This is a genomic window from Cupriavidus sp. Met-2, from assembly GCF_049843575.1.
Classification (GTDB): domain Bacteria; phylum Pseudomonadota; class Gammaproteobacteria; order Burkholderiales; family Burkholderiaceae; genus Cupriavidus; species Cupriavidus metallidurans.
This window is the reverse complement of the sequence record NZ_JBBHZL010000001.1, coordinates 775,804-795,320: the sequence shown is the minus strand read 5'-3', so window position 1 is coordinate 795,320 and position 19,517 is coordinate 775,804. Positions and strand designations below refer to the sequence as shown.

The window sequence follows — 19,517 nt, the reverse complement described above, 5'->3', positions numbered from 1 at the left end:
ATGGCGCAAACCATTACTTTTCCGCTTGATCGCGAGTTCATCGCGCTGAATGACCTGCTGAAGCTTGCCGGCGTCTGCGACAGTGGCGGTGCCGGCAAGGCGCTGGTCGCGGCGGGCGAGGTATCGGTGGACGGTGCGCCCGAGTCGCGCAAGACCGCGAAGATCCGCGCTGGCCAGGTGGTCGGCGTCGGCGGCACCGGTGGTGTGCGCATCAAGGTGGTGGCAGCCTGAACGCCAGGCAGTGCGATCACGAGGCGGCGGCGCAATGCCGTCGCCTCGCTAACTTGTCACAGATTAGCCGTTTCAAATCGAAGGCGAAGCGGCTTCCAAGGAGCATCAATGCCAATCGCGTTCTGGTGTGTACTCGTGGCTGGCCTGATGCCAGTCCTGACCGTCGCCGTTGCCAAGGCCGGTAGCCGTGGTTACGACAACCATGACCCACGTGCCTGGCTGGAACGACAGAGCGGCCGCGCGCGGCGTGCCGACATGGCTCACCGCAATCATTTCGAGGCATTCCCATTCTTCGCGGCCGCCGTGCTGATCGCCTCGCATCTGGCCGCACCGCAAGCACGAATCGACGAACTGGCGATTGCTTTCATCGTCATCCGGGTTCTGTACACCATTTGCTACCTGACCGATCGCGCCACGCTACGCACGTTGTTCTGGACGGTTGGGCAACTGACAGTGATCGGCATATTCCTGCTGCCCGTCTTCGTTCACTGAGTCTGTCCACGGATTGTGTCCATGAAGCGGAGGCCCCAAATGCGCGTCGTCCTTCCGATTGCCGCAGCACTGCTGGCCTCCCCTGCCTTGGCCGCGCCGGCCACCTACACCGTGGACCCGACACACACCGCCGTGTACTTCGGCGCGAGTCACTTTGAACGCACCACGGTTCGTGGCCGCTTCGGCAAGATGGATGGGCGCATTCTTTACGACCCCGACAGCGGCACCGGGTCCATCGACTTCACCGTTGACACCGACTCCATCGACACGGGAAACCGCAGTCTCGATGGAGTGCTGCGTTCCGCGCAGTTCCTCGACGCCCAGAACTTCCCCGTTGCCCGGCTACAGGCGAACCGCTTTATTGTCGAGAACGGCAAGCTTGTCGCCGTGGAAGGTTCACTATCGCTCCATGGCATCAGCCAACCCTTGCGCCTCGAGGCCGATCGTTTCAGTTGCGGCGAGACGGTCCTGTTCGGTGTCAGGCGGAACGTGTGCGGCGGCGACTTCCATGCCAGTTTTCCGCGCAGCGCCTTCGGGGTAACACGCTTCCTGCCCGAGGTCGGCGATCTGGTCACACTTCAGGTGTCGGTCGAAGCATCCCCCGCCGGCGCGGCGGAACCTGCGGGAAAATAGCCAGCGGCACAGCCTGTCGAAGGCGCCCCGGCGTCACCTTTAGCTGGAAGAAGTTCAGTAAAATCAGCCCTTTGCCAAGACCATCCAGCCGCGTAGCCTCACTGCGAACGGCGATGCGCGAGCCAAGATGAGCATGATTCACCTGAACGACGTCGTTGCGGCGTCGCTAGCTGCTGCCGGCGCCTGCCTGGCGTGCAGCATTCCCGCCGATTTTCTTCGCCGATTTCCACTCTGGGCCTACAAGACCTATGGCCGTGGCGCGCTGTTGCTGCCGCTGCTCGCCGTCATGGTCGGGACGTTGATCGCTGGTGTAGCCGTTGAAGGCGACATCAACAGTGATGGCGGTATTGCATTGGTGGCGGCCGCCTCGTTCCTGGGCTTGATACTGGCTTCCGCCCTGCTGCGCTTCTGGCTCGCCGACTATCGCAAGCGCTGACCCGGCGCGGGCCAGCCGGGACAATTACCGCCCCGGCTACCCCATTTCCATCGTGTCGACGTCCGGATCACGTATGATTCGGCCTTTCGCGCACAGAGCACGATTGCTGGCGCGTGCCGCTTACCTGATCCCATGGCGCTCAAGTCCACCATTTTCAAAGCCGACCTGTCCGTGTCCGACATGGATCGGCCGTACTACGGCAGCCACACGCTGACCATTGCCCAACACCCGTCCGAGAACGACGCACGCATGATGGTCCGCCTGTTGGCCTTTGCCTGCGAAGCCACCGAGACGCTGACCTTCACTCGCGGCCTGGACGAACCCGACGAACCCGATCTTTGGGACAAGACGCTGACCGGCGACATTTCCCACTGGATCGACCTCGGCCAGCCCGACGAAACCCGGCTGAAGCGTGCCGCCGCGCGTGCCGATCACGTCACTGTCTATACGTACCAGAGCGCCAGCGCGCGTGAGTGGTGGAAAGGCATGTCGGGCAAGGCCAGCAAGCTGCGCAACGTGACCATCTACAATGTGCCTTCGGATGCCGTGGAAGCGCTGGCACGTATGGCCCAGCGTGCCATGCGCCTGTCCGTGACCATCCAGGATGGCGACATCTGGGTCAGTGACGACGACCACAATGTGCAGATTACGCGCGAAGTACTCCAGCGCGCGGACGATTGATTCCCAGCCACACTCAAAAGGAAGACTGCGATGCAAACCACTCCCTCCGGCCTGCAATTCGAAGACACCGTCGTCGGTTCGGGCGACGAAGCCAAGGCAGGCAAGCATGTGACCGTGCACTACACCGGCTGGCTCTTCGAGAACGGCCAGGCTGGCCGCAAGTTCGATTCGAGCAAGGATCGTAACGACCCGTTCGTGTTCCCGCTGGGCGCCGGCCACGTCATTCGCGGTTGGGACGAAGGCGTGCAGGGCATGAAGGTTGGTGGCACGCGCCGCCTGGTCATTCCCGCCGACCTGGGCTACGGTGCCCGTGGCGCCGGTGGTGTGATTCCTCCGAACGCCACGCTGCTGTTCGAAGTGGAACTGCTCGCGGTCTGAGGCAGAACCCGCCAATAAAAAACGGACGCCTTGGCGTCCGTTTTTTATTGCGCATGAAGCACAACCGGGAATCAACGGCGCTTCATGTAGAACACAAAAACCTTGTCGACCTCGGCGTGCGACAGCAACTCATTGCCCGTCTGCTTCGCGAATGCCTGGAAATCGCGCGTGGCACCCGGATCAGTGGCCAGCACCTTGAGCACTTCGCCACTGGCCATGTCAGCCAACGCCTTCTTGGTCCGCAGGATCGGCAGCGGGCAATTCAGGCCGCGGGCGTCCACTTCTTTCTGGAAATCCATTCCTCACACCTTCTATTTCTGATAGATGCCGTATTGTAGCGAAGCGCCGAGCAGGCTGAAGTCGGTCGGGCGACGCGGATCGGGAATGTCGTCACCGGTGGCGCGATCATAGAATCGCACCGGCATTCCGCGGCGCTCCAGGAAATCGGCCACGGCAAAGCCGGTACCTGCATTCCAGATCCGCATCTTCTCCGGTGCCACGAGCTTGTACTCCGCCAACTCCTCCGACAGCCGGATACTCCCGGTCGCCTGAACGTGGTAGGCAATGATCAACTCGTTCTTGCGCATGAAGTCGTAGACACCAATCAGCGATGCCGACACGGTATCGAGATTGGTCTCTTCCTTGAGCTCGCGTGCCACGCCCAGTTCCGGCGTTTCGTCACGTTCCATAAAGCCGGTCACCAGCGCGAACATCTTCTCGGGCCACACGGCATTGCGTGCCAGCAGCAGCTTGCCCTCGTACTCGACCACAGCCGCCAGCACCGGCAACGGATTGTCCCAATGCACGAATCCGCAGCCATCCCGCAGGCAAACATGGCGATAGCGTCCAGACATTGGCAAATGCTCAAGTTCCGAACCGCATTGCGGGCAAAAACGATAGTTATGCATCGGGGGTCTCCTGTCTTCTGTCTCGTGTCTCGTTATCGTTGGTGAATGCTGGATGCGTAACTGCCCTTCAACCCGAGCAGGCCGTGCGGATATCGGCGGCAAACGCTTCCACGGTGTCTGGCTGCAGGTCCCACGCGCACATCAGCCGGCACCCGCCTGCGCCGATGAAGGTGTAGAACAGCCAGCCCCGGGCGCGCAGCGCCTCGATGGCCGGCAACGGCAGCTCGGCAAAGACGGCGTTCGCCTCGGTCGGGAACATGATGCGCACGCCAGGAATATCGGCGATGCGCTGGTGAAGCAGCGTCGCCATGGCGTTGGCGTGGCGCGCGTTATTCAGCCACACGTCGTTTTCGAGCATGCCGAGCCATGGCGCCGAAATAAAACGCATCTTCGACGCCAGTTGCCCCGCCTGCTTCACGCGGTAGGCAAAGTCCTCCGCCAGCTTGCGGTCGAAGAAAACCACGGCCTCCCCCACGGGCAAGCCATTCTTGGTGCCGCCAAAGCAGATCACATCGACGCCCGCACGCCAGGTGATTTCTGACGGGTGCACACCGAGCGATGCCACCGCATTGGCGAATCGCGCGCCATCCATATGCACGCGCAACTGGCGCCGCTTGGCGATGGCCGCAATGGCACGCACTTCCTCCACCGTGTAGACGGTGCCCACCTCAGTGGCCTGCGTCAGCGAGACGACACGCGGCTTCGGATAGTGGATATCGGCGCGGCGAGTGACCAGCGCCTCCACCGCATCGGGCGTCAGCTTGCCGTTCTCGCCGGGCGCGGTGAGCAGCTTCGACCCATTCGAGAAGAACTCGGGGCCGCCGCACTCGTCCGTTTCGATATGGGCGAGTTCATGACAGATCACCGAGTGGTAAGACTGGCACAGCGACGACAGCGCAAGCGAATTGGCCGCCGTGCCGTTGAAGACGAAGAAGACCTCGCAATCGGTCTGGAACAGATCGCGGATGCGATCGCAGACCTTTTGCGTCCAGCTGTCGTCGCCGTAGGCCTTCTCATGGCCGCTGGCGTTGGCCTCGAGAAAATACTTAAGCGATTCCGGGCAGAAACCCGCGTAATTGTCCGAGGCGAACTGCTGCATGGTGGAGACTGCGGAGGTCATCGTTCAGCCTTGCTAGAAGTTACTTCTTGTCGGCCCAGAGTTCGCCACCGGTAGCCCAGTTCTCGCGCTTGACGTCGGTGATGATGATGTCGACCGCGCCCGAGGAGCAGCCAAGCGTCTCGCACGTGACACGGGTAACTTCCTCGACAAACTTGCGCTTCTGCTCGACGGTGCGGCCTTCAAACATTTCTACGTGGAAAGTGGGCATTCGTGACTCCTTTGGAATGTCAGTTCTTGTAAGAGGGATCGATTTTATCGAGTTTGCGCAGCAGTGCGGGCCATTCCATCGCGCCCTCGACGGCGCCACCGTCATAAAGCTGCAGAGAGGTCTTGTCCGCAATGGCCGCTGACGGCTGGACGGTAGCGCTGCCGAGCTGCGCGCCGAGCTGGATCTCGCACGCCTTGATCAGCGTGGCCATCAACACGTAGGCCTCCGCTACCGTGCGGCCCACGGTCAGCGTGCCGTGGTTGCGCAGCAGCATGGCCGGGTGCCCGCCCAGCGACCCGGTAAGCCGCCCGCCCTCGGCCGGCGAGAACGCCAGCCCTTCGTAATCGTGATAGGCAATCCGCCCGTGGAAACGCATCGCATGCTGCGAAAGCGGCAGCAATCCCTCGGCCTGGGCCGACACCGCGATACCAGCGGTGTTATGGAGGTGCATCACACAGTGTGCATCGGGGCGGGCCGCATGGACTGCGCCGTGCAGCGCAAAGCCTGTCACGTTGACGGGATGGACGGTTTCGCCGACCACTTCGCCCCGGCTGTTGATCTTGACGAGATCGGACGCGCGAATCTCCTCGAAGGCAAAGCCAAACGGATTGATCAGGAAGTGATCGGGTTCGCCGGGCACGGTGGCCGAAATATGGGTGTAGATCAGGTCATCCCAACGTTCCAGCGCGACCAGCCGGTAGGCGGCGGCAAGGTCCACGCGCACGCGCGCTTCTTCGTCGCTGATCGGGAAAGCCGGGCCCGCGGCACGGCCGGGCTGCAAGGCAAAAGACATGGGGCAAAGGCTCCGCGCCGCCCTGCAACGCCTGCGCGGGTGCGTCCGGTCGAGTGAGCGGCGGAGCCGATACTGTAGCGCAGTCCTCAGGCGCCGGCATGGGCCGGTTTGCCACCCACCGGCAGCGCGCGCCACATCCAGACGTAGATCAGCGCGCCCAGCAGCAACGCTCCGGCCGCCACCGCCAGCGACGCCGAAAATCCGCCCGTGCGGGCCACCAGCGCGGTGGCCAGCGGCGGCCCCGCGATCTGGCCGAGCGCGTATGCCGCCGTCATCAGGCCGATCAGCTTCGAGGCACGCTGGCCCCACAGGCGCCGCGCTTCACGCATCGCAAACGACACCAGCGCCGTGAACGGCAGGCCCACCAGGAGGCTGCTGAGCGCGAATCCGGCCACGGTCGGCCAGACCGCCGCCACGCCCACGCCGATGGCCTGCATTGTGTACAGCATCATCATCATGCGGCGGTTGTCGTGGTGCATGCCCACGCGCGTGACCAGATACGCGCCCACCATCACCCCTGCTCCCAGGATCGGCCAGAACAGGTCTGCCCAGACACTGCCCGGCATGGCCTGGCGTGCGATCACGGGCAGGAATGTCGCGGTGATGATGTAGCCGAATCCGGCCAGGCCGTAAGCCAGCGTCAGCGCCCAGGTTTCAAGGTCGAGTTTTGGCGTGGGCGCCGGCGCGAGAGTTGGCGCGCTGCCACCGCACGGCGTGTGTAACGCAGGAGGCGGCGAACCGAACACACGCCACACCAGCGCCAGCATGACGGCGCCAAGCACCGCGAACGTCATCCATCCCCAATTGGCCAGCCAGTGCCCCGCCACCATGCCGAACGCCGACACCCCCGTGATCACGATGCCGACCCCCGGCCCGCAGAACATCAGGCCACCAAGGGTCGGATGGTCGAGTTCGGCGAGTCGCTGCATGCACCACGCGGTCGCGTAGACCATCACCACCGCGCTGGCGATACCGGCCAGCGTGCGCCAGGCGAGCCACGCCACCATGCCGCCCGGGAGCGCCATGGCCAGCGTCAGCACCACGGTCAGCACCAGCGCGCCGCGCACCATGCGCACCGGGTCGGGCCGGATGAACAGGCATAACAATGCACCCAGCAGGTAGCCGATGTAGTTCAGCGTCGCCAGCGCGCTGCCCTCGGCCAGGGACACGGTGCCGTCGTGCAGCATCATCGGCAGCAGCGGCGTGAAGGCGAAGCGCCCGATACCCATGGCCAGCGCCAGCGAGACAAGCCCGGCCAGCGCCACGGCCCACGCGCCAGCGGTTTGCCGGGTCAGCAATCCGGAGGAAATATCGGCATTTGCGGAAGGCATGTGACGGAATCCGGGCTGGTGCCGCATTCGGCGGATTTGACAATGTCGCCAATGCTACGCCTGAATCGTCATACCTGCCGGCAGCCGGCAAGCCCGCGCCGGAACGCGCCGGCACCAATGCGCGATGGCGGAATGTGGCCGGTCGCCTACACTGGAAGTGGCGCGGCCACGGCATTCACTGCGGGCCGCTCCCCGCCATGACACTCGCACCGATCCGAGACTGGCTGGCCCGGGTGCGCTGGCTCGCACTGGGGCACGCCCTCGGGCTCACCTTGCTGGCGATTACAGGCGCGCACGCGCAGTCCGCGTCATCCGCATCCACCGCGCCTGCCGTGCCACCGGTCTACGTCATCCCCATCCGGGGCGCCATCAGTCCGGCCAGCGCCAGCTTTGCCGTGCACGGCATCGAGCACGCCAGCAAGCATGGGGCGCAACTCATCGTGATTGAGATGGATACGCCAGGCGGCCTGGACAAATCGATGCGCGACATCATCCAATCCATCATCGCGTCGCCCGTGCCGGTTGCAACATACGTCTATCCCGGCGGCGCGCGGGCGGCCAGCGCGGGCACCTACATCCTCTACGCCAGCCATATCGCCGCAATGGCGCCCGGCACCAACCTGGGCGCGGCCAGCCCCGTCGCGATCGGTATTGGCGGCCCGAAACCGGAAGCAGGTCCGGCACCCGCATCGGCACCTTCCAGCGCTCCGGCGGCCGAGGACACGATGACACGCAAGCAGATGCATGATGCGTCCGCCTACATCCGAGGGCTGGCGCAGTTGCGACACCGCAATGCCAACTGGGGCGAGCGCGCGGTAAGAGAAGCGGTGAGCCTCTCCGCCGACGAAGCCGTGGCGCAGCATGTGGCGGACTTGATCGCCGCCGACCTTCCGGTACTGCTCAGGCAAGTGGACGGCAAACGCATCGAGGCCGCGGGCGCCATGCGCACCCTGCACACGGCGGGCGCGCCCGTGGTCACGCTGGAACCCGACTGGCGCAGCCGCCTGCTCGCCGTCATCACGGACCCGAGCGTCGCGCTGATCCTGATGATGATCGGCATCTACGGTCTGATCTTCGAGTTCTCCACGCCGGGCATGGTCGTGCCGGGCATTGCCGGCGCGATCTGCCTGCTGTTGGGCCTGTTCGCGCTGCAGATGCTGCCCGTCAACTACGCTGGGTTGGCGCTGATAGCGCTTGGCGTCGGCTGCATGACCGCAGAGCTGTTCCTGCCGACGTTCGGCGCGCTGGGCGTTGGCGGCATCATCGCCTTTGCATTCGGCGCCGTGATGCTGATCGACACCGACGTGCCCGGCTTCGGCGTGCCGCTATCGCTGATTGCCACCCTGTCCACGGTGTCGGCGGTCTTCCTGTTCGGCATGTCGATGGTGCTGTTGCGCGCGCGCCGGCGGCCGGTTGTCAGCGGTGCGGACGCGCTGGTTGGCAGCATCGGCGTGGTAATCGACGATGCCCCGGCAGACGGATGGGCAACGGTCCATGGCGAACAATGGCGTATCCACAGCGCTGCCCCGCTGGTACGTGGTCAACGCGTGCGCGTGACGGCGCGGCGTGGGCTGGTGCTCGACGTGACAACCGCGGGCGACCCGTCATGAGCATTCCCACTGAAACAAGAACGGAAGGAGTCTGATATGGCTTTCGGATTCAGCTTCGGCGGCTTGATCTTCCTGCTGGTTCTGCTGGTGATCTCCGCATTTCGCGTGCTGCGCGAGTACGAGCGCGGTGTGGTCTTCATGCTTGGGCGCTTCTGGCGCGTCAAGGGACCTGGACTGGTGCTGATCATCCCCGCCATCCAGCAGATGGTGCGCGTGGACCTGCGCACCGTGGTACTGGACGTGCCCCCTCAGGACGTGATCTCGCACGACAACGTATCCGTCAAGGTCAACGCGGTGATCTACTTCCGGGTGGTCGACCCGGAACGCGCGATCATCCAGGTGGCCAACTTCCTGGAGGCCACGAGCCAGCTCGCGCAGACCACGCTCCGCTCGGTGCTGGGCAAGCACGAGCTCGATGAAATGCTGGCGGAAAGGGAGAAGCTGAACCTCGACATCCAGAAGGTGCTCGACGCCCAGACGGACGCATGGGGCATCAAGGTATCGAACGTCGAGATCAAGCATGTCGACCTCAACGAGACGATGGTCCGCGCGATCGCACGGCAGGCCGAGGCCGAACGCGAGCGGCGCGCCAAGATCATTCATGCCGAAGGCGAATTGCAGGCATCGGAAAAGCTGCTAGAAGCCGCGCAGATGCTGGCGCGTCAACCGGAGGCGATGCAACTCCGCTACCTGCAAACGCTCACCCAGATCGCTGGCGACAAGAGTTCGACCATCGTCTTCCCGTTGCCAATGGGCGTGCTGTCGGCACTTGCCGGCGGAGGGTCGAAATAGCACATTTTGATGCGATTGATTGGCCTCAAGAGTTTGCGCTGGACGCCACAATCGTTCACAACTTCCCTATTGGCATGAGCCGGATCGAGGCCTAGCATCGGCCTCGCCGTCTGCACCTTTGCTGACGGTTTCCTCCACTCATTTCAAGGGCACCATGGCAAGGACAATCGAGCTGTTCGGCTGGTTTGTGTTCAACGTCGCGATTCCATTGCTCGCGCCGTTAGCACTGCTGCCGCTAGCCAAGCTGCCCCACTTCTTCCGGGAAGAAAGTCACGGCATCGTCCGGCGTGCGATCGAAGGCGGACAGCTACTCTGGGCTGCAATCCCGATGAGCGCCAGCGCCTGCTACCTGCTGGCTTCCGCGCTGGATGAGTCCCACTGGAACCGCCAGACCATGTGGATTGGCATTGCGATGCATGTGTTCCTGATCGTCTTCGCAGCCGTGCTGGTACTGCTGGGCGCGATGGAAGCCAGCGCCGCAGTCACGCGTCCACGCGATCGACCCAACTGGGTCTTGAGGATTTCAGTCTGCCTGATGATCGTCAGTGCAGGAGCCTACTTCGGGATCTACGCCGAACTGGTTCGGCCCAGCGGCCTTTGAAAACATCGCGAATCATCAGCCAAGGAGCATCAACATGCAGAAAGCCATCATCAGATTCCTGGAAGACAACGAACTTCAGCGCAAGGTGATGACCAGGGTCTTCAAAGGGTATCTCGTCGTCTACGCGTCGTGGGTTGCCTGGGGCATCTATCTGAAGCATGCGGCAGCTTGAAGGTGATGCGAATCCTGACCGTGCCACACGGCCGCGGTCAGGAGGCTCCCTACGCGGCGTGCGCTGCCGATTCCGCGGGTGCTGTGCGCTGAGATAACGCCGAGGAAAGGCCGCCCGCCATACCGCGCGACCGGCCCGAGCTGAGATAGTCCGCGATCGATTCCTGCGTCACGTCCCCCAGGTATCCCCCATCGGCATCGAGCACGGGCAGCCAGCTCGTGTTGTGCTGATACATGCGCGACAGCACGATGCGCAGGTGTTCGTCGCACGTCGCCGTGACGGTAAGCGGGCGCATGACATCGGCACAGTGCCCGCCAGACGCCATCGCGCCCCGCACATCGCGGCGCGTGACATAGCCAAGCGGGTGCTGCGCGTCGTCGACAACGGGAAGGTGGCGCACGTCGGCATCGTCCATCACACCGAATGCTTCGGCCAGCGGCATGTCGGGCCGGCTGATCGGCGGCATCGTGGCGGCGTCGCCGGCACGCACCAGCAGCAGGCGCTTGAGCGTGTTGTCGTGGCCGAAGAAGGCCTGCACGAAATCGTTGGCGGGGTGAGCCAGCAACGCATCGGGATGATCGAACTGCACGAGCTTGCCGCCACGGAACACGGCAACCTTGTCGCCGAGCTTGATCGCTTCATCGATATCGTGCGACACCATGATCACGGTCTTGCCGAGCTGGCGTTGCATCTGGAAGAACTCGTTCTGGATGCTTTCGCGGTTGATCGGATCGACCGCGCCGAACGGCTCGTCCATCAACAGCACCGGCGCGTCGGCCGCCAGTGCCCGGATCACGCCGATGCGCTGCTGCTGGCCGCCGGAGAGTTCGCGCGGATAGCGCTTGAGCATCTTGTCTGGGTCCAACTGCACCATCCGGATCAGTTCGCGCGCCCGTTCACGGCACTGCTTCCTATTCCATCCCAACAGGCGCGGCACGACCATGATGTTCTCTTCGATCGTCATGTTCGGAAACAGGCCGATCTGCTGGATCACATAGCCAATCTTGCGCCGCAGGGTCACGCCGTCGAGTCCGGCCGTGTCCTCGCCATCGATGCGAACGGTACCGGAGGTCGGTTCGATCAGGCGGTTGATCATCTTCAGCGTGGTGGTCTTGCCGCAACCAGACGGCCCCAGGAACACGCAGATTTCGCCACGCGGCACCGCCAGGCTGACGGCATCGACGGCACGCACTTCAGTGCCATCCTTTTGGTGGAAGGTCTTGGCAAGTTTGTCGAGTTCTATCATTGACGGATTCCTTTCGGCGTCAGCGCGCGCTGCAGTGCCTGCAGGCACGCGTCCGCCACAATGGCGAGCAGGCTGACGAGAACCGCGCCCACGGCCAGCTTGCTCATGTTGCTCTGGCTGATCGCTTGCAGGATCAGCACGCCCAGGCCACCGGCGCCGATAACCGCCGCGATCGTGGCCACACCGATGTTCATCACGACGGCGGTACGCACGCCGCCCAGGATCACGGGCACGGCGAGCGGAAGATCCACCAGCCGCATACGCTGCCATGTGGTCATGCCGATGCCGCGGCCGGCTTCCTGGATGCCGGGATCGATATTGGCCAGCGCGGTGTACGTGTTGCGCATGATCGGCAGCAGCGAGTACAGGAACACGGCGGTCACGGCCGGCAGGTAGCCCAACGCGTGGCCGAAGCGCGCGAAGATCGGGATCATCAGGCCGAACAGCGCGATCGACGGCAGCGTCAGCACCACGGTCGCCAACGCCAGCATCGGCCCGGCCAGAAAGCGGTGTCGCGTGATCAGGATGCCGAGTGGCACACCGATGACGATGGCCAACCCGACTGCGGAGCCGACCAGCGCGAGGTGCTCGCCAGTCAGCCGTAGCAGCGTCGGCCAGCTATGGTGAAGGTAGGTCAGCAGATCCATGATGGGCTCCTCAGATCAGGCCATGGCTGCGCAGGAAGTCTCCCGCCACCTTGTCCACCGGCTGCTGGTCGATGTCGACCTGATAGTTCATATCGGTCATCGCCGCGTTGTCGAGCTTGGCGGCGAGCGCGTTGAGCAGGTCGGCAAGTTCGGGATGCGCGTCGAGCGCGGCCTTGCGCACCACGGGCACCGCGTTGTACGGCGGGAAGAAATGCAGATCGTCTTCGAGCAGGACCAGATCGAAGCCCTTCACTCGGCCATCGGTCGTATAGACCAGACCCAGGTCCACCTGGTTATTCTTCAGCGCCGTATAGACCAGGCCCGGATCGAGCTGGATGACGTCCTTGCGCGTGAATGGCAAGCCGTAGGCGGCCTTCAGTGGCTCGAGTCCGTCAGGGCGCGCGGCGAATTCCATATCCACCGCCAGCGGGTGCCGCTTGTCCTCGCCATCGGCACGCATTTTCTCGGCATACGCGGATAGCGTGGTGGCGGTGCCGGCGCGCTCCTTCGGCATCGCCAGCGCGTACGTATTGTTGATGGCCGACGGATCGAGCCAGACCAGCCCCTTGGCCGCGTCGAGCGCCTTCACACGCGCGTAGCTCTGCGGGCCGTCCAGCTTTTCCTCGACCTTGTTGAAGACGATCAACGCCGTGCCCGTGTAGTCCCACACGACATCGAGCTGACCGGACTCCATGGCCTGGCGCATCAGCGTGCTGCCCAGCCCTGCGGTCAACGTGGTGTCGACACCGTGGGCACGCAGGTACTGCGATGTCATCGACGACAGGATCAGCTGTTCGGTGAAGTTCTTGCCACCGATGCGCACCGGATCGCTGGCGCTTTGCGCGCGTGCCGGGGCGGTGGTCAGCAGGATCGCGGCGAACGCCGCGCCCAGCGCGACGACCAGCCAGTAGAGCCGGCTCTCGGAGAACGGCGCACGGTGTCGGTTCTTGTTGGATCTCATGGATGATTCCTCAGCGTGCCAGCCCGCGGCGGCGCAGGTAGACATGGCCAGCGGTGGCGAACAGCGCGTCCAGCGTGAGGGCCAGCAGCGCGGTGGCGCCGGCACCCAGCAGCAGGAGCGACTGGTTGTTCAGGTAGATGCCCGGGAAGATCAGTTCGCCAAGGCTGTTGGCACCGATCAGGAATGACAGCGGCACGGTGCCAACATTGATCACCAGGCTGATACGCACGCCGGCCAGGATCACGGGCAGCGCATTGGGCAGTTCCACGCGGATCAGTTGCTGGCACGGCGTCATGCCGATGCCGCGCGCGGCTTCGAGCAAGGCAGGCGACACATTGCGCAGGCCCTCGTAGGTATTGCGCACGATCGGCAGCAGCGATGCCAGCCACAGCGCCAGGATGGCGGGCCGTTCGCCAATGCCGAGCACCGCCAGCGCCAGCGCCAGCACCGCCAGCGAAGGCACGGTGTTGCCGACGTTGAAGATCTGCATCAGCCGGTCGGCCCAGCGGTGCATGCAGGGGCGGCTCAGTCCGATTCCGGCGGGGATGCCGGTGGCCAGCGCGAGCGCCATCGAAATGGCCACGAGGCGCAGGTGATCCGCCACATCGTAGAACAGGCGTTCCTGGTACTGGCTGATCACATCGACGCCAATCCAGGCGACGAGTCCCGCCAGTGCGACGGCAACGACGCCACTCCAGGCAAATGCCCGGATGGTTTGCTTTGACATATTCCCTCTCTCCTCTTCCGGAACGAAAAGCGAAAGAGATTTCGCCGCCACTTCCGAAATGCGGAAAACAAAGGGGCCGGCGGAGTTGATTGGGGGTGCCCGCCGGGGCCCGTTTCAGATTGCCTTGCCGCCATGACCGGCACGATTGCCGGCGGACGGACTTTCGGGTGTCACACCACCGATGGCAGTGGCGAATCACCCTGTTGATGGGGTTCGAGCAAGAAGCCAGAACCCGCAGATTGCGGCGCAACCCGGAGGGCTGGCCAGTGGCGGCGACTGATGTCGTGTCAAACGCGCTTCGGTGGAGCGCCGCCAGGTCAATCGGCCGTTGGCGGATAACGCTTCGCGGGGTTCAGGAAAGGTCCGAGCCCATCGAAATTCACGTCAACGGATGACAAAGAGAGCGCTATTATACACATCTTCTGCGATTTCGTCATCTTCGCGAATTCTGACGCCTCAACGACCCGATTTCACCGGCATTTTTCGGCCGCTGCGGCGTTGCAAAAATGCGCAGGACACACCCATTTTCGTCCCATGCACAGAACAATCTGTTGCCTCCTGCCCCACTACCGCTTTGGCGCCAAAGCCTTACATTGAGTGGGTAGATCCGACGGCCAGAGCGCCGTCTCAATGGAGAGAAATTCATGGACACCACCCGCATCCAGACCGTTCCGGCAACCGCCACGGAAACCGTGCAGCGCTCGCGCAGCGTGGACCGCGTGGTTCGCGGCATCGCCACATCCGACGGCGCCGGCGTCAAGCTGACCCGCGTGCTGACGCAGAACCTGCAGCGCAGGCTCGATCCGTTCCTGATGCTCGATGCCTTTGGCACCGACAACAAGGACGACTACATCGGCGGCTTCCCCGATCACCCGCACCGCGGCTTCGAGACCATCACCTACATGCTGGCCGGCCGTATGCGTCACCGCGACAGCGCCGGCCATGAAGGCCTGCTGGAAAACGGCGGCGCGCAATGGATGGTGGCGGGCGCCGGCGTGGTGCACTCGGAACTGCCCGAGCAGGAGGACGGCCGCATGGAAGGCTTCCAGCTCTGGCTGAACCTGCCGGCCGCGGACAAGATGACGACGCCGTGGTATCGCGACATGCCGGCGTCGGCCATCCCGACCGTGGCGCTGCCATCGGGCGGCACCGTGCGCGTCCTGGCGGGCGCCTCGCATGGGGTGGCAGGCGCGGTGACGCGACCGGTTACTCAGCCGCTGTACCTTGACGTGCACCTGCCCGCGGGCCAGACGTTCGCGCAGACGCTGACGGCTGGCCATAACGCGTTCCTCTACGTCTATCGTGGCGCGGTCACCGTGGGCGACGCCGATGGCGCTGTGGTCGAGGCCCAGCGCATGGGGGTGCTCGACAACGCCACCCGTGCCGACGGGGTCGTGATCAAGGCCAATGAGGACGCGCGCTTCCTGCTGATCGCAGGTCAGCCGCTGAACGAGCCGATCGCGCAGTACGGCCCGTTCGTGATGAATACGCAGGATCAGATCTACCAGACCCTGGCAGACTTCCGCGATGGCCGTTTCGCCACGATTCCGGCGAATCAGGCCAGTTGACCTGACCGTCTGAGCGCGTCGCCCGACGCGCCCGACGTGCACCCAGCCGCCGCTGGGTCGGGGTTTCCCCGGCCCAGCGGCGGTTTTTCTTTGCCACTGTGGTCGGCACGCGACTTGCAACCTTCCTGGAACCGTTGTGGGGCATGGGAAAGGGGTCAAAGTGACCCGCCGAACCCCCACGCACTTATATAATTCACCGCAAATTCCGGGCATCACGCAACCATGATGATGACGACCTGCCGCGCAGCGATGCTGCGCCACGCACAGCCGCTGTCACGTGCCTGATCTCAACGTTGCTGCCACAACAATTCGAGCCGCCTCAGTGACATTACAAACTCCCTCCAGGCTGGCGCTTGCGCATATCACCAAGCGCTATCCCGGCGTGACCGCCAATGACGACGTCAGCCTTAGCGTCGCACCCGGCGAAATCCATGCCGTCCTTGGCGAAAACGGCGCCGGCAAATCCACCCTCATGAAGATCATCTTCGGCGCGGTTCGCCCCGACGCCGGCGAGGTGCACTTCAATGGGGCGCCGGTATCGATCAACAGCCCGCATGACGCCCGCAACCTGGGCATCGCGATGGTCTTCCAGCATTTCTCGCTGTTCGACACGCTGACCGTGACCGAGAACATCGCGCTTGGGCTGCCCCCCAAGGACATCGGCAGCATGAAGCAGCTCGCCGAGCGAATTCGCGCCACGGCCGAACGCTACGGCCTGCCGCTGGAGCCGCACCGGCACGTGCACACGCTCTCCGTGGGCGAACGCCAGCGCGTAGAGATCGTGCGCGCGCTGCTGGCCAATCCCCAGTTGCTGATTCTCGACGAGCCCACTTCGGTCCTGACTCCGCAGGCCGTGGAAACGCTCTTCGTCACGCTGCGCCAGTTGGCCGCCGAGGGCACAAGCATTCTCTATATCAGCCACAAGCTCGACGAGATCCGCGCGCTGTGCCATCACGCGACGGTGATGCGAATGGGCAAGGTCACGGGTGTGTGCGATCCGCGCGAGCAAAGCGCCGCGTCGCTGTCGCGCATGATGATTGGCGGCGAGCCGCCGCGCGAAGCCCGCGTGACTGCCGAACGCGGCCCGGTCCGGCTTGCCGTGCGCGATCTGTCGCTGCCGCCCACGCACCAGTTCGCCACGGAGCTGCAACGTATCTCGCTGGATGTCCATGCGGGCGAGATCGTCGGCATCGCCGGCGTTTCCGGCAATGGCCAGCAGGAGCTGCTGGCCGCGCTGTCCGGCGAAGACGCACGCACGGCAGGTACAGCTGTGCATCTCGACGGCAAGGCGGTCGGCAAGCTTGACGCGCGTGGCCGTCGCCGCGCCGGCCTGGCCTTCGTTCCCGAGGAGCGCCTGGGCCGTGGCGCGGTGCCGGGCATGAGCCTGTCGGCGAACACGCTGCTCTCTCACCAGACGCCGCCGTTCGTCCGCCATGGCATGGTGTCGCCGAAGGCCGCCGATGGCCTGGCGGCCGGCATCATCAACCGCTTCCGCGTCAAGGCAAGCGGCCCCGCCGCGCTGGCGCGCAGCCTTTCGGGCGGGAACCTGCAGAAGTTCATTGTCGGCCGCGAGATCGAGACCGGCCCGAAGGTGCTGATCGTTGCCCAGCCAACCTGGGGCGTCGACGTCGGCGCCGCCGCCCAGATCCACAACGAGATCCTGGCGCTCAAGGCCACCGGCTGCGCAATCCTCGTCGTCTCCGAAGAACTCGACGAACTGTTCGCGATCTGCGACCGGCTACACGTCGTCGCCAAGGGCCACCTGTCGCCGTCGATTCCGGTGGAATCGGCCACGCGCGAGCAAGTGGGCCTATGGATGAGCGGGCTATGGGAAGGTGGGCCAGCCAGCGAGCATGACGGCGTTGCCGCGGAGGTGACCGCCCATGGCTAAGCTCCTCTCCCCCGTCGTGCTCGCGCCGCGCGGTGTCCCCTCGCGCCGCATGGCCTATGCGTCGCCGCTGTTCGCGATCGTGCTGACGCTGTTGTTCGGCGCCATGCTGTTTCTGTTGATCGGCAAGGATCCGATGGCCGCGCTCAAAGTCTTTCTGGTCGATCCGCTCAAGGACAAGCGGGCGATCGGCGAAGTCCTGCTCAAGACCGTGCCGCTCGTGCTGTGCGCGCTTGGCCTCTCCGTCTGCTATCGCGCCAATGTGTGGAATATCGGCGCGGACGGCCAGCTCATTCTCGGCGGCATCTTCGCCGGGGCCACCGTGCTCTGGTTCGACACGCCGGGCAACACCACCAGCGGCTTCGTCGTGCTGGTGCTGGCTTCGCTGGCGGGTGTCGTCGGCGGCATGGTATGGGCATCCGTCACCGCGCTGCTGAAGGATCGCTTCAATGCCAACGAGATCCTGGTCTCGCTGATGCTGACGTATATCGCGCAGCAATTGCTGCTGTGGGTTGTCAACGGGCCGCTCAAGGACCCGAATGGCATGAACTTCCCGCAGTCGAAGGTGTTCTCCTCGGCATTCCTGCTGCCGAACCTGCTGCCCGGCTCGCGCCTGCACGTGGGCTTCGCGGTGATGCTGGTGCTTGTGGTCATCATGACCGTGTTCGTGTTCCGCAGCTTTGCCGGATACCGCCTGCAGGTGGGCGGCACCGCGCCGCTGGCCGCGCGCTACGCGGGGTTCTCGTCGCGCAATGCGCTGTGGAGCGCGCTGATGGTCTCAGGCGGCACAGCCGGGCTCGCTGGCGCATTCGAGGTCACCGGCCCGATCGGTCAATTGCTGCCGTCGATCTCGCCGGGCTACGGCTTTACCGCGATCATCGTCGCGTTCGTGGGTCGGCTGCATCCGGTGGGCGCCGTGTTTGGCGGCATCGTGATGTCGCTGTTCTATATCGGTGGTGAGATGGCGCAGTCCCGACTGGGCTTGCCGTCGGCAATCGGCTGGGTGTTCCAGGGCATGTTGCTGTTTTTCCTGCTGGCCTGCGACACGCTGATCGATAACCGCCTGCGCTGGCGCGCCCGCGCCGCCTGATCCGGAGCCCACAAGAACATGGAACAACTCGCTCCCCTGATCGCCACAGCGATCAACGCCGGCACTCCGCTGCTGCTGGCCGCGCTCGGTCTGCTCATCAACGAACGCGCCGGCGTGCTCAACCTTGGTGCCGAAGGCATGATGCTGGTGGCCGCCGCATTCGGCTTCATGGTCGGCTACCAGACCCAATCGCCGATGCTCGGCTTTGTCGCGGGCGCCGTGGCCGGCATGCTGATGGCCACGCTGTTCTCGTGGCTCGCGCTGGTACTAGCCACCAATCAGGTGGCCACCGGCCTGGCGTTGTCGATCTTCGGCACGGGCCTGTCGGCATTCATCGCCCAGCGCTTTGTCGGTTACGCCATGCCCGCGCAGGCCAAGTCGGTCCCATATCTGGCCGATCTGCCATTCGTCGGCCCGGCGTTCTTCCAGCATCACTGGATGGTCTATTTCAGCCTGGCCCTGTGTTTCGCCATCATGTGGTTCCTGTTCCGCACGCGCGCCGGCCTGACACTGCGCGCGATCGGCGAATCGCCCGAATCGGCCCACGCGCTCGGCTATTCGGTGCGCTGGATCCGCTTCTGCGCGCTGCTGTTCGGCGGTGCGTGCTGCGGCCTTGCCGGCGCGTACCTGTCGCTGGTCTACACGCCGATGTGGGTGGAAAACCTCGTGGCCGGCCGTGGCTGGATCGCACTTGCACTGACCACGTTCGCAACCTGGCGTCCTGGCCGCGTGCTGATCGGCGCATGGCTGTTCGGCGGCGTGACGATCCTGCAGTTCTACCTGCAGGGTATCGGCGTATCGGTGCCGTCGCAGTTCCTGTCGATGCTGCCGTACGCGGCGACGATCGTCGTGCTGGCATTGATTTCGCGTAATCCGGCCTGGATCCGCCTGAACATGCCGGCCTCGCTCGGCAAGCCGTTCCGCCCCGGCAACGCGTGACCCGTTTTCAGCAGTCAAACGAAGTCGAACCACAACTCGAATCACAAACGCATCACAAGACGTTC

24 protein-coding genes are annotated in these 19,517 nt (G+C 64.2%); 14 read left to right on the top strand and 10 right to left on the bottom strand.

The window, feature by feature from the left end; genetic code table 11:
• The 6 genes from WD006_RS03780 to WD006_RS03755 all read left to right on the top strand — a co-directional run bounded on the left by WD006_RS03780 (nucleotide 1) and on the right by WD006_RS03755 (nucleotide 2,851).
• Nucleotides 1-231: an RNA-binding S4 domain-containing protein gene (locus tag WD006_RS03780; protein ID WP_008645224.1), complete on the top strand. Its 231-nt coding sequence runs from the start codon at nucleotides 1-3 to the stop codon at nucleotides 229-231.
• A 108-nt stretch (nucleotides 232-339) separates the two neighbouring features.
• Complete coding sequence (locus tag WD006_RS03775; RefSeq protein ID WP_011515647.1) at nucleotides 340-723, top strand: MAPEG family protein; 384 nt, start codon at nucleotides 340-342, stop codon at nucleotides 721-723.
• A 39-nt stretch (nucleotides 724-762) separates the two neighbouring features.
• Nucleotides 763-1,356, top strand: a complete 594-nt coding sequence (locus WD006_RS03770) for a YceI family protein (protein WP_029308292.1) — start codon at nucleotides 763-765, stop codon at nucleotides 1,354-1,356.
• 127 nt (nucleotides 1,357-1,483) lie between these two features.
• Nucleotides 1,484-1,792 carry a hypothetical protein gene (locus tag WD006_RS03765; protein ID WP_011515645.1) on the top strand — a complete coding sequence of 103 codons (309 nt, stop codon included), beginning with the start codon at nucleotides 1,484-1,486 and terminating at the stop codon, nucleotides 1,790-1,792.
• 132 nt (nucleotides 1,793-1,924) lie between these two features.
• Nucleotides 1,925-2,473, top strand: coding sequence for a YaeQ family protein (locus tag WD006_RS03760; RefSeq protein ID WP_008645219.1), 549 nt, complete (start codon nucleotides 1,925-1,927; stop codon nucleotides 2,471-2,473).
• A 30-nt stretch (nucleotides 2,474-2,503) separates the two neighbouring features.
• Nucleotides 2,504-2,851 carry an FKBP-type peptidyl-prolyl cis-trans isomerase gene (locus WD006_RS03755; RefSeq protein WP_008645218.1) on the top strand — a complete coding sequence of 116 codons (348 nt, stop codon included), beginning with the start codon at nucleotides 2,504-2,506 and terminating at the stop codon, nucleotides 2,849-2,851.
• Between the two features lie 71 nt (nucleotides 2,852-2,922).
• Here the strand turns inward: WD006_RS03755 and WD006_RS03750 are convergent, their stop codons facing one another.
• The 6 genes from WD006_RS03750 to WD006_RS03725 all read right to left on the bottom strand — a co-directional run bounded on the left by WD006_RS03750 (nucleotide 2,923) and on the right by WD006_RS03725 (nucleotide 7,211).
• Nucleotides 2,923-3,150: a sulfurtransferase TusA family protein gene (locus WD006_RS03750; RefSeq protein ID WP_008645216.1), complete on the bottom strand. Its 228-nt coding sequence runs from the start codon at nucleotides 3,148-3,150 to the stop codon at nucleotides 2,923-2,925.
• Nucleotides 3,151-3,162: 12 nt separating this feature from the next.
• The gene (locus WD006_RS03745; protein WP_029308293.1) at nucleotides 3,163-3,759 is read right to left on the bottom strand and encodes an NUDIX domain-containing protein; all 597 of its coding nucleotides are present in this window, start codon (nucleotides 3,757-3,759) and stop codon (nucleotides 3,163-3,165) included.
• Nucleotides 3,760-3,826: 67 nt separating this feature from the next.
• The gene (locus WD006_RS03740; RefSeq protein ID WP_029308294.1) at nucleotides 3,827-4,858 is read right to left on the bottom strand and encodes a threonine aldolase family protein; all 1,032 of its coding nucleotides are present in this window, start codon (nucleotides 4,856-4,858) and stop codon (nucleotides 3,827-3,829) included.
• A 40-nt stretch (nucleotides 4,859-4,898) separates the two neighbouring features.
• Nucleotides 4,899-5,087: a 4-oxalocrotonate tautomerase gene (locus tag WD006_RS03735; protein WP_008645213.1), complete on the bottom strand. Its 189-nt coding sequence runs from the start codon at nucleotides 5,085-5,087 to the stop codon at nucleotides 4,899-4,901.
• A gap of 19 nt (nucleotides 5,088-5,106) precedes the next feature.
• Nucleotides 5,107-5,880: a class II aldolase/adducin family protein gene (locus WD006_RS03730; protein ID WP_029308295.1), complete on the bottom strand. Its 774-nt coding sequence runs from the start codon at nucleotides 5,878-5,880 to the stop codon at nucleotides 5,107-5,109.
• Nucleotides 5,881-5,966: 86 nt separating this feature from the next.
• The gene (locus WD006_RS03725) at nucleotides 5,967-7,211 is read right to left on the bottom strand and encodes a YbfB/YjiJ family MFS transporter (protein WP_035832985.1); all 1,245 of its coding nucleotides are present in this window, start codon (nucleotides 7,209-7,211) and stop codon (nucleotides 5,967-5,969) included.
• 197 nt (nucleotides 7,212-7,408) lie between these two features.
• Here WD006_RS03725 and WD006_RS03720 point away from each other — a divergent pair, with 197 nt between their 5' ends.
• The 4 genes from WD006_RS03720 to WD006_RS03705 all read left to right on the top strand — a co-directional run bounded on the left by WD006_RS03720 (nucleotide 7,409) and on the right by WD006_RS03705 (nucleotide 10,386).
• Nucleotides 7,409-8,821, top strand: a complete 1,413-nt coding sequence (locus WD006_RS03720; RefSeq protein WP_035832987.1) for an NfeD family protein — start codon at nucleotides 7,409-7,411, stop codon at nucleotides 8,819-8,821.
• A gap of 36 nt (nucleotides 8,822-8,857) precedes the next feature.
• Nucleotides 8,858-9,613 carry a slipin family protein gene (locus WD006_RS03715; RefSeq protein WP_011515639.1) on the top strand — a complete coding sequence of 252 codons (756 nt, stop codon included), beginning with the start codon at nucleotides 8,858-8,860 and terminating at the stop codon, nucleotides 9,611-9,613.
• A gap of 154 nt (nucleotides 9,614-9,767) precedes the next feature.
• Complete coding sequence (locus tag WD006_RS03710) at nucleotides 9,768-10,214, top strand: hypothetical protein (RefSeq protein WP_029308298.1); 447 nt, start codon at nucleotides 9,768-9,770, stop codon at nucleotides 10,212-10,214.
• A gap of 34 nt (nucleotides 10,215-10,248) precedes the next feature.
• Complete coding sequence (locus WD006_RS03705) at nucleotides 10,249-10,386, top strand: hypothetical protein (RefSeq protein WP_017511209.1); 138 nt, start codon at nucleotides 10,249-10,251, stop codon at nucleotides 10,384-10,386.
• Nucleotides 10,387-10,435: 49 nt separating this feature from the next.
• Here WD006_RS03705 and WD006_RS03700 read toward each other — a convergent pair whose 3' ends face one another.
• The 4 genes from WD006_RS03700 to WD006_RS03685 are packed head-to-tail and all read right to left on the bottom strand — an operon-like array spanning nucleotide 10,436 to nucleotide 13,967.
• Nucleotides 10,436-11,632 (bottom strand): betaine/proline/choline family ABC transporter ATP-binding protein, encoded by a 1,197-nt coding sequence (locus WD006_RS03700; RefSeq protein WP_425647958.1) that lies wholly within the window; start codon nucleotides 11,630-11,632, stop codon nucleotides 10,436-10,438.
• Nucleotides 11,629-12,279: an ABC transporter permease gene (locus tag WD006_RS03695; RefSeq protein ID WP_008645203.1), complete on the bottom strand. Its 651-nt coding sequence runs from the start codon at nucleotides 12,277-12,279 to the stop codon at nucleotides 11,629-11,631. The genes WD006_RS03700 and WD006_RS03695 overlap by 4 nt, the downstream gene beginning before the upstream one ends.
• A 10-nt stretch (nucleotides 12,280-12,289) precedes the next feature.
• Nucleotides 12,290-13,240, bottom strand: coding sequence for a glycine betaine ABC transporter substrate-binding protein (locus WD006_RS03690; RefSeq protein ID WP_029308300.1), 951 nt, complete (start codon nucleotides 13,238-13,240; stop codon nucleotides 12,290-12,292).
• A 10-nt stretch (nucleotides 13,241-13,250) separates the two neighbouring features.
• A complete protein-coding gene (locus tag WD006_RS03685; RefSeq protein ID WP_011515635.1) occupies nucleotides 13,251-13,967 on the bottom strand; it encodes an ABC transporter permease in 717 nt (238 codons plus the stop codon).
• A gap of 644 nt (nucleotides 13,968-14,611) precedes the next feature.
• On the opposite strand from WD006_RS03685, the gene WD006_RS03680 reads away from it, so the two are divergent.
• The 4 genes from WD006_RS03680 (at nucleotide 14,612) to WD006_RS03665 (ending at nucleotide 19,452) form a co-directional block, all read left to right on the top strand.
• On the top strand, nucleotides 14,612-15,535 hold the full coding sequence (locus WD006_RS03680) for a pirin family protein (protein WP_008645198.1): 924 nt from the start codon (nucleotides 14,612-14,614) through the stop codon (nucleotides 15,533-15,535).
• Nucleotides 15,536-15,857: 322 nt separating this feature from the next.
• Nucleotides 15,858-17,426, top strand: a complete 1,569-nt coding sequence (locus WD006_RS03675; RefSeq protein WP_029308301.1) for an ABC transporter ATP-binding protein — start codon at nucleotides 15,858-15,860, stop codon at nucleotides 17,424-17,426.
• Nucleotides 17,419-18,513, top strand: a complete 1,095-nt coding sequence (locus WD006_RS03670) for an ABC transporter permease (protein WP_008645196.1) — start codon at nucleotides 17,419-17,421, stop codon at nucleotides 18,511-18,513. The genes WD006_RS03675 and WD006_RS03670 overlap by 8 nt, the downstream gene beginning before the upstream one ends.
• 18 nt (nucleotides 18,514-18,531) lie before the next feature.
• Entirely contained in the window at nucleotides 18,532-19,452 is a 921-nt protein-coding gene (locus tag WD006_RS03665) for an ABC transporter permease (protein ID WP_029308302.1), read from the top strand.
• Nucleotides 19,453-19,517 lie beyond the last annotated feature (65 nt).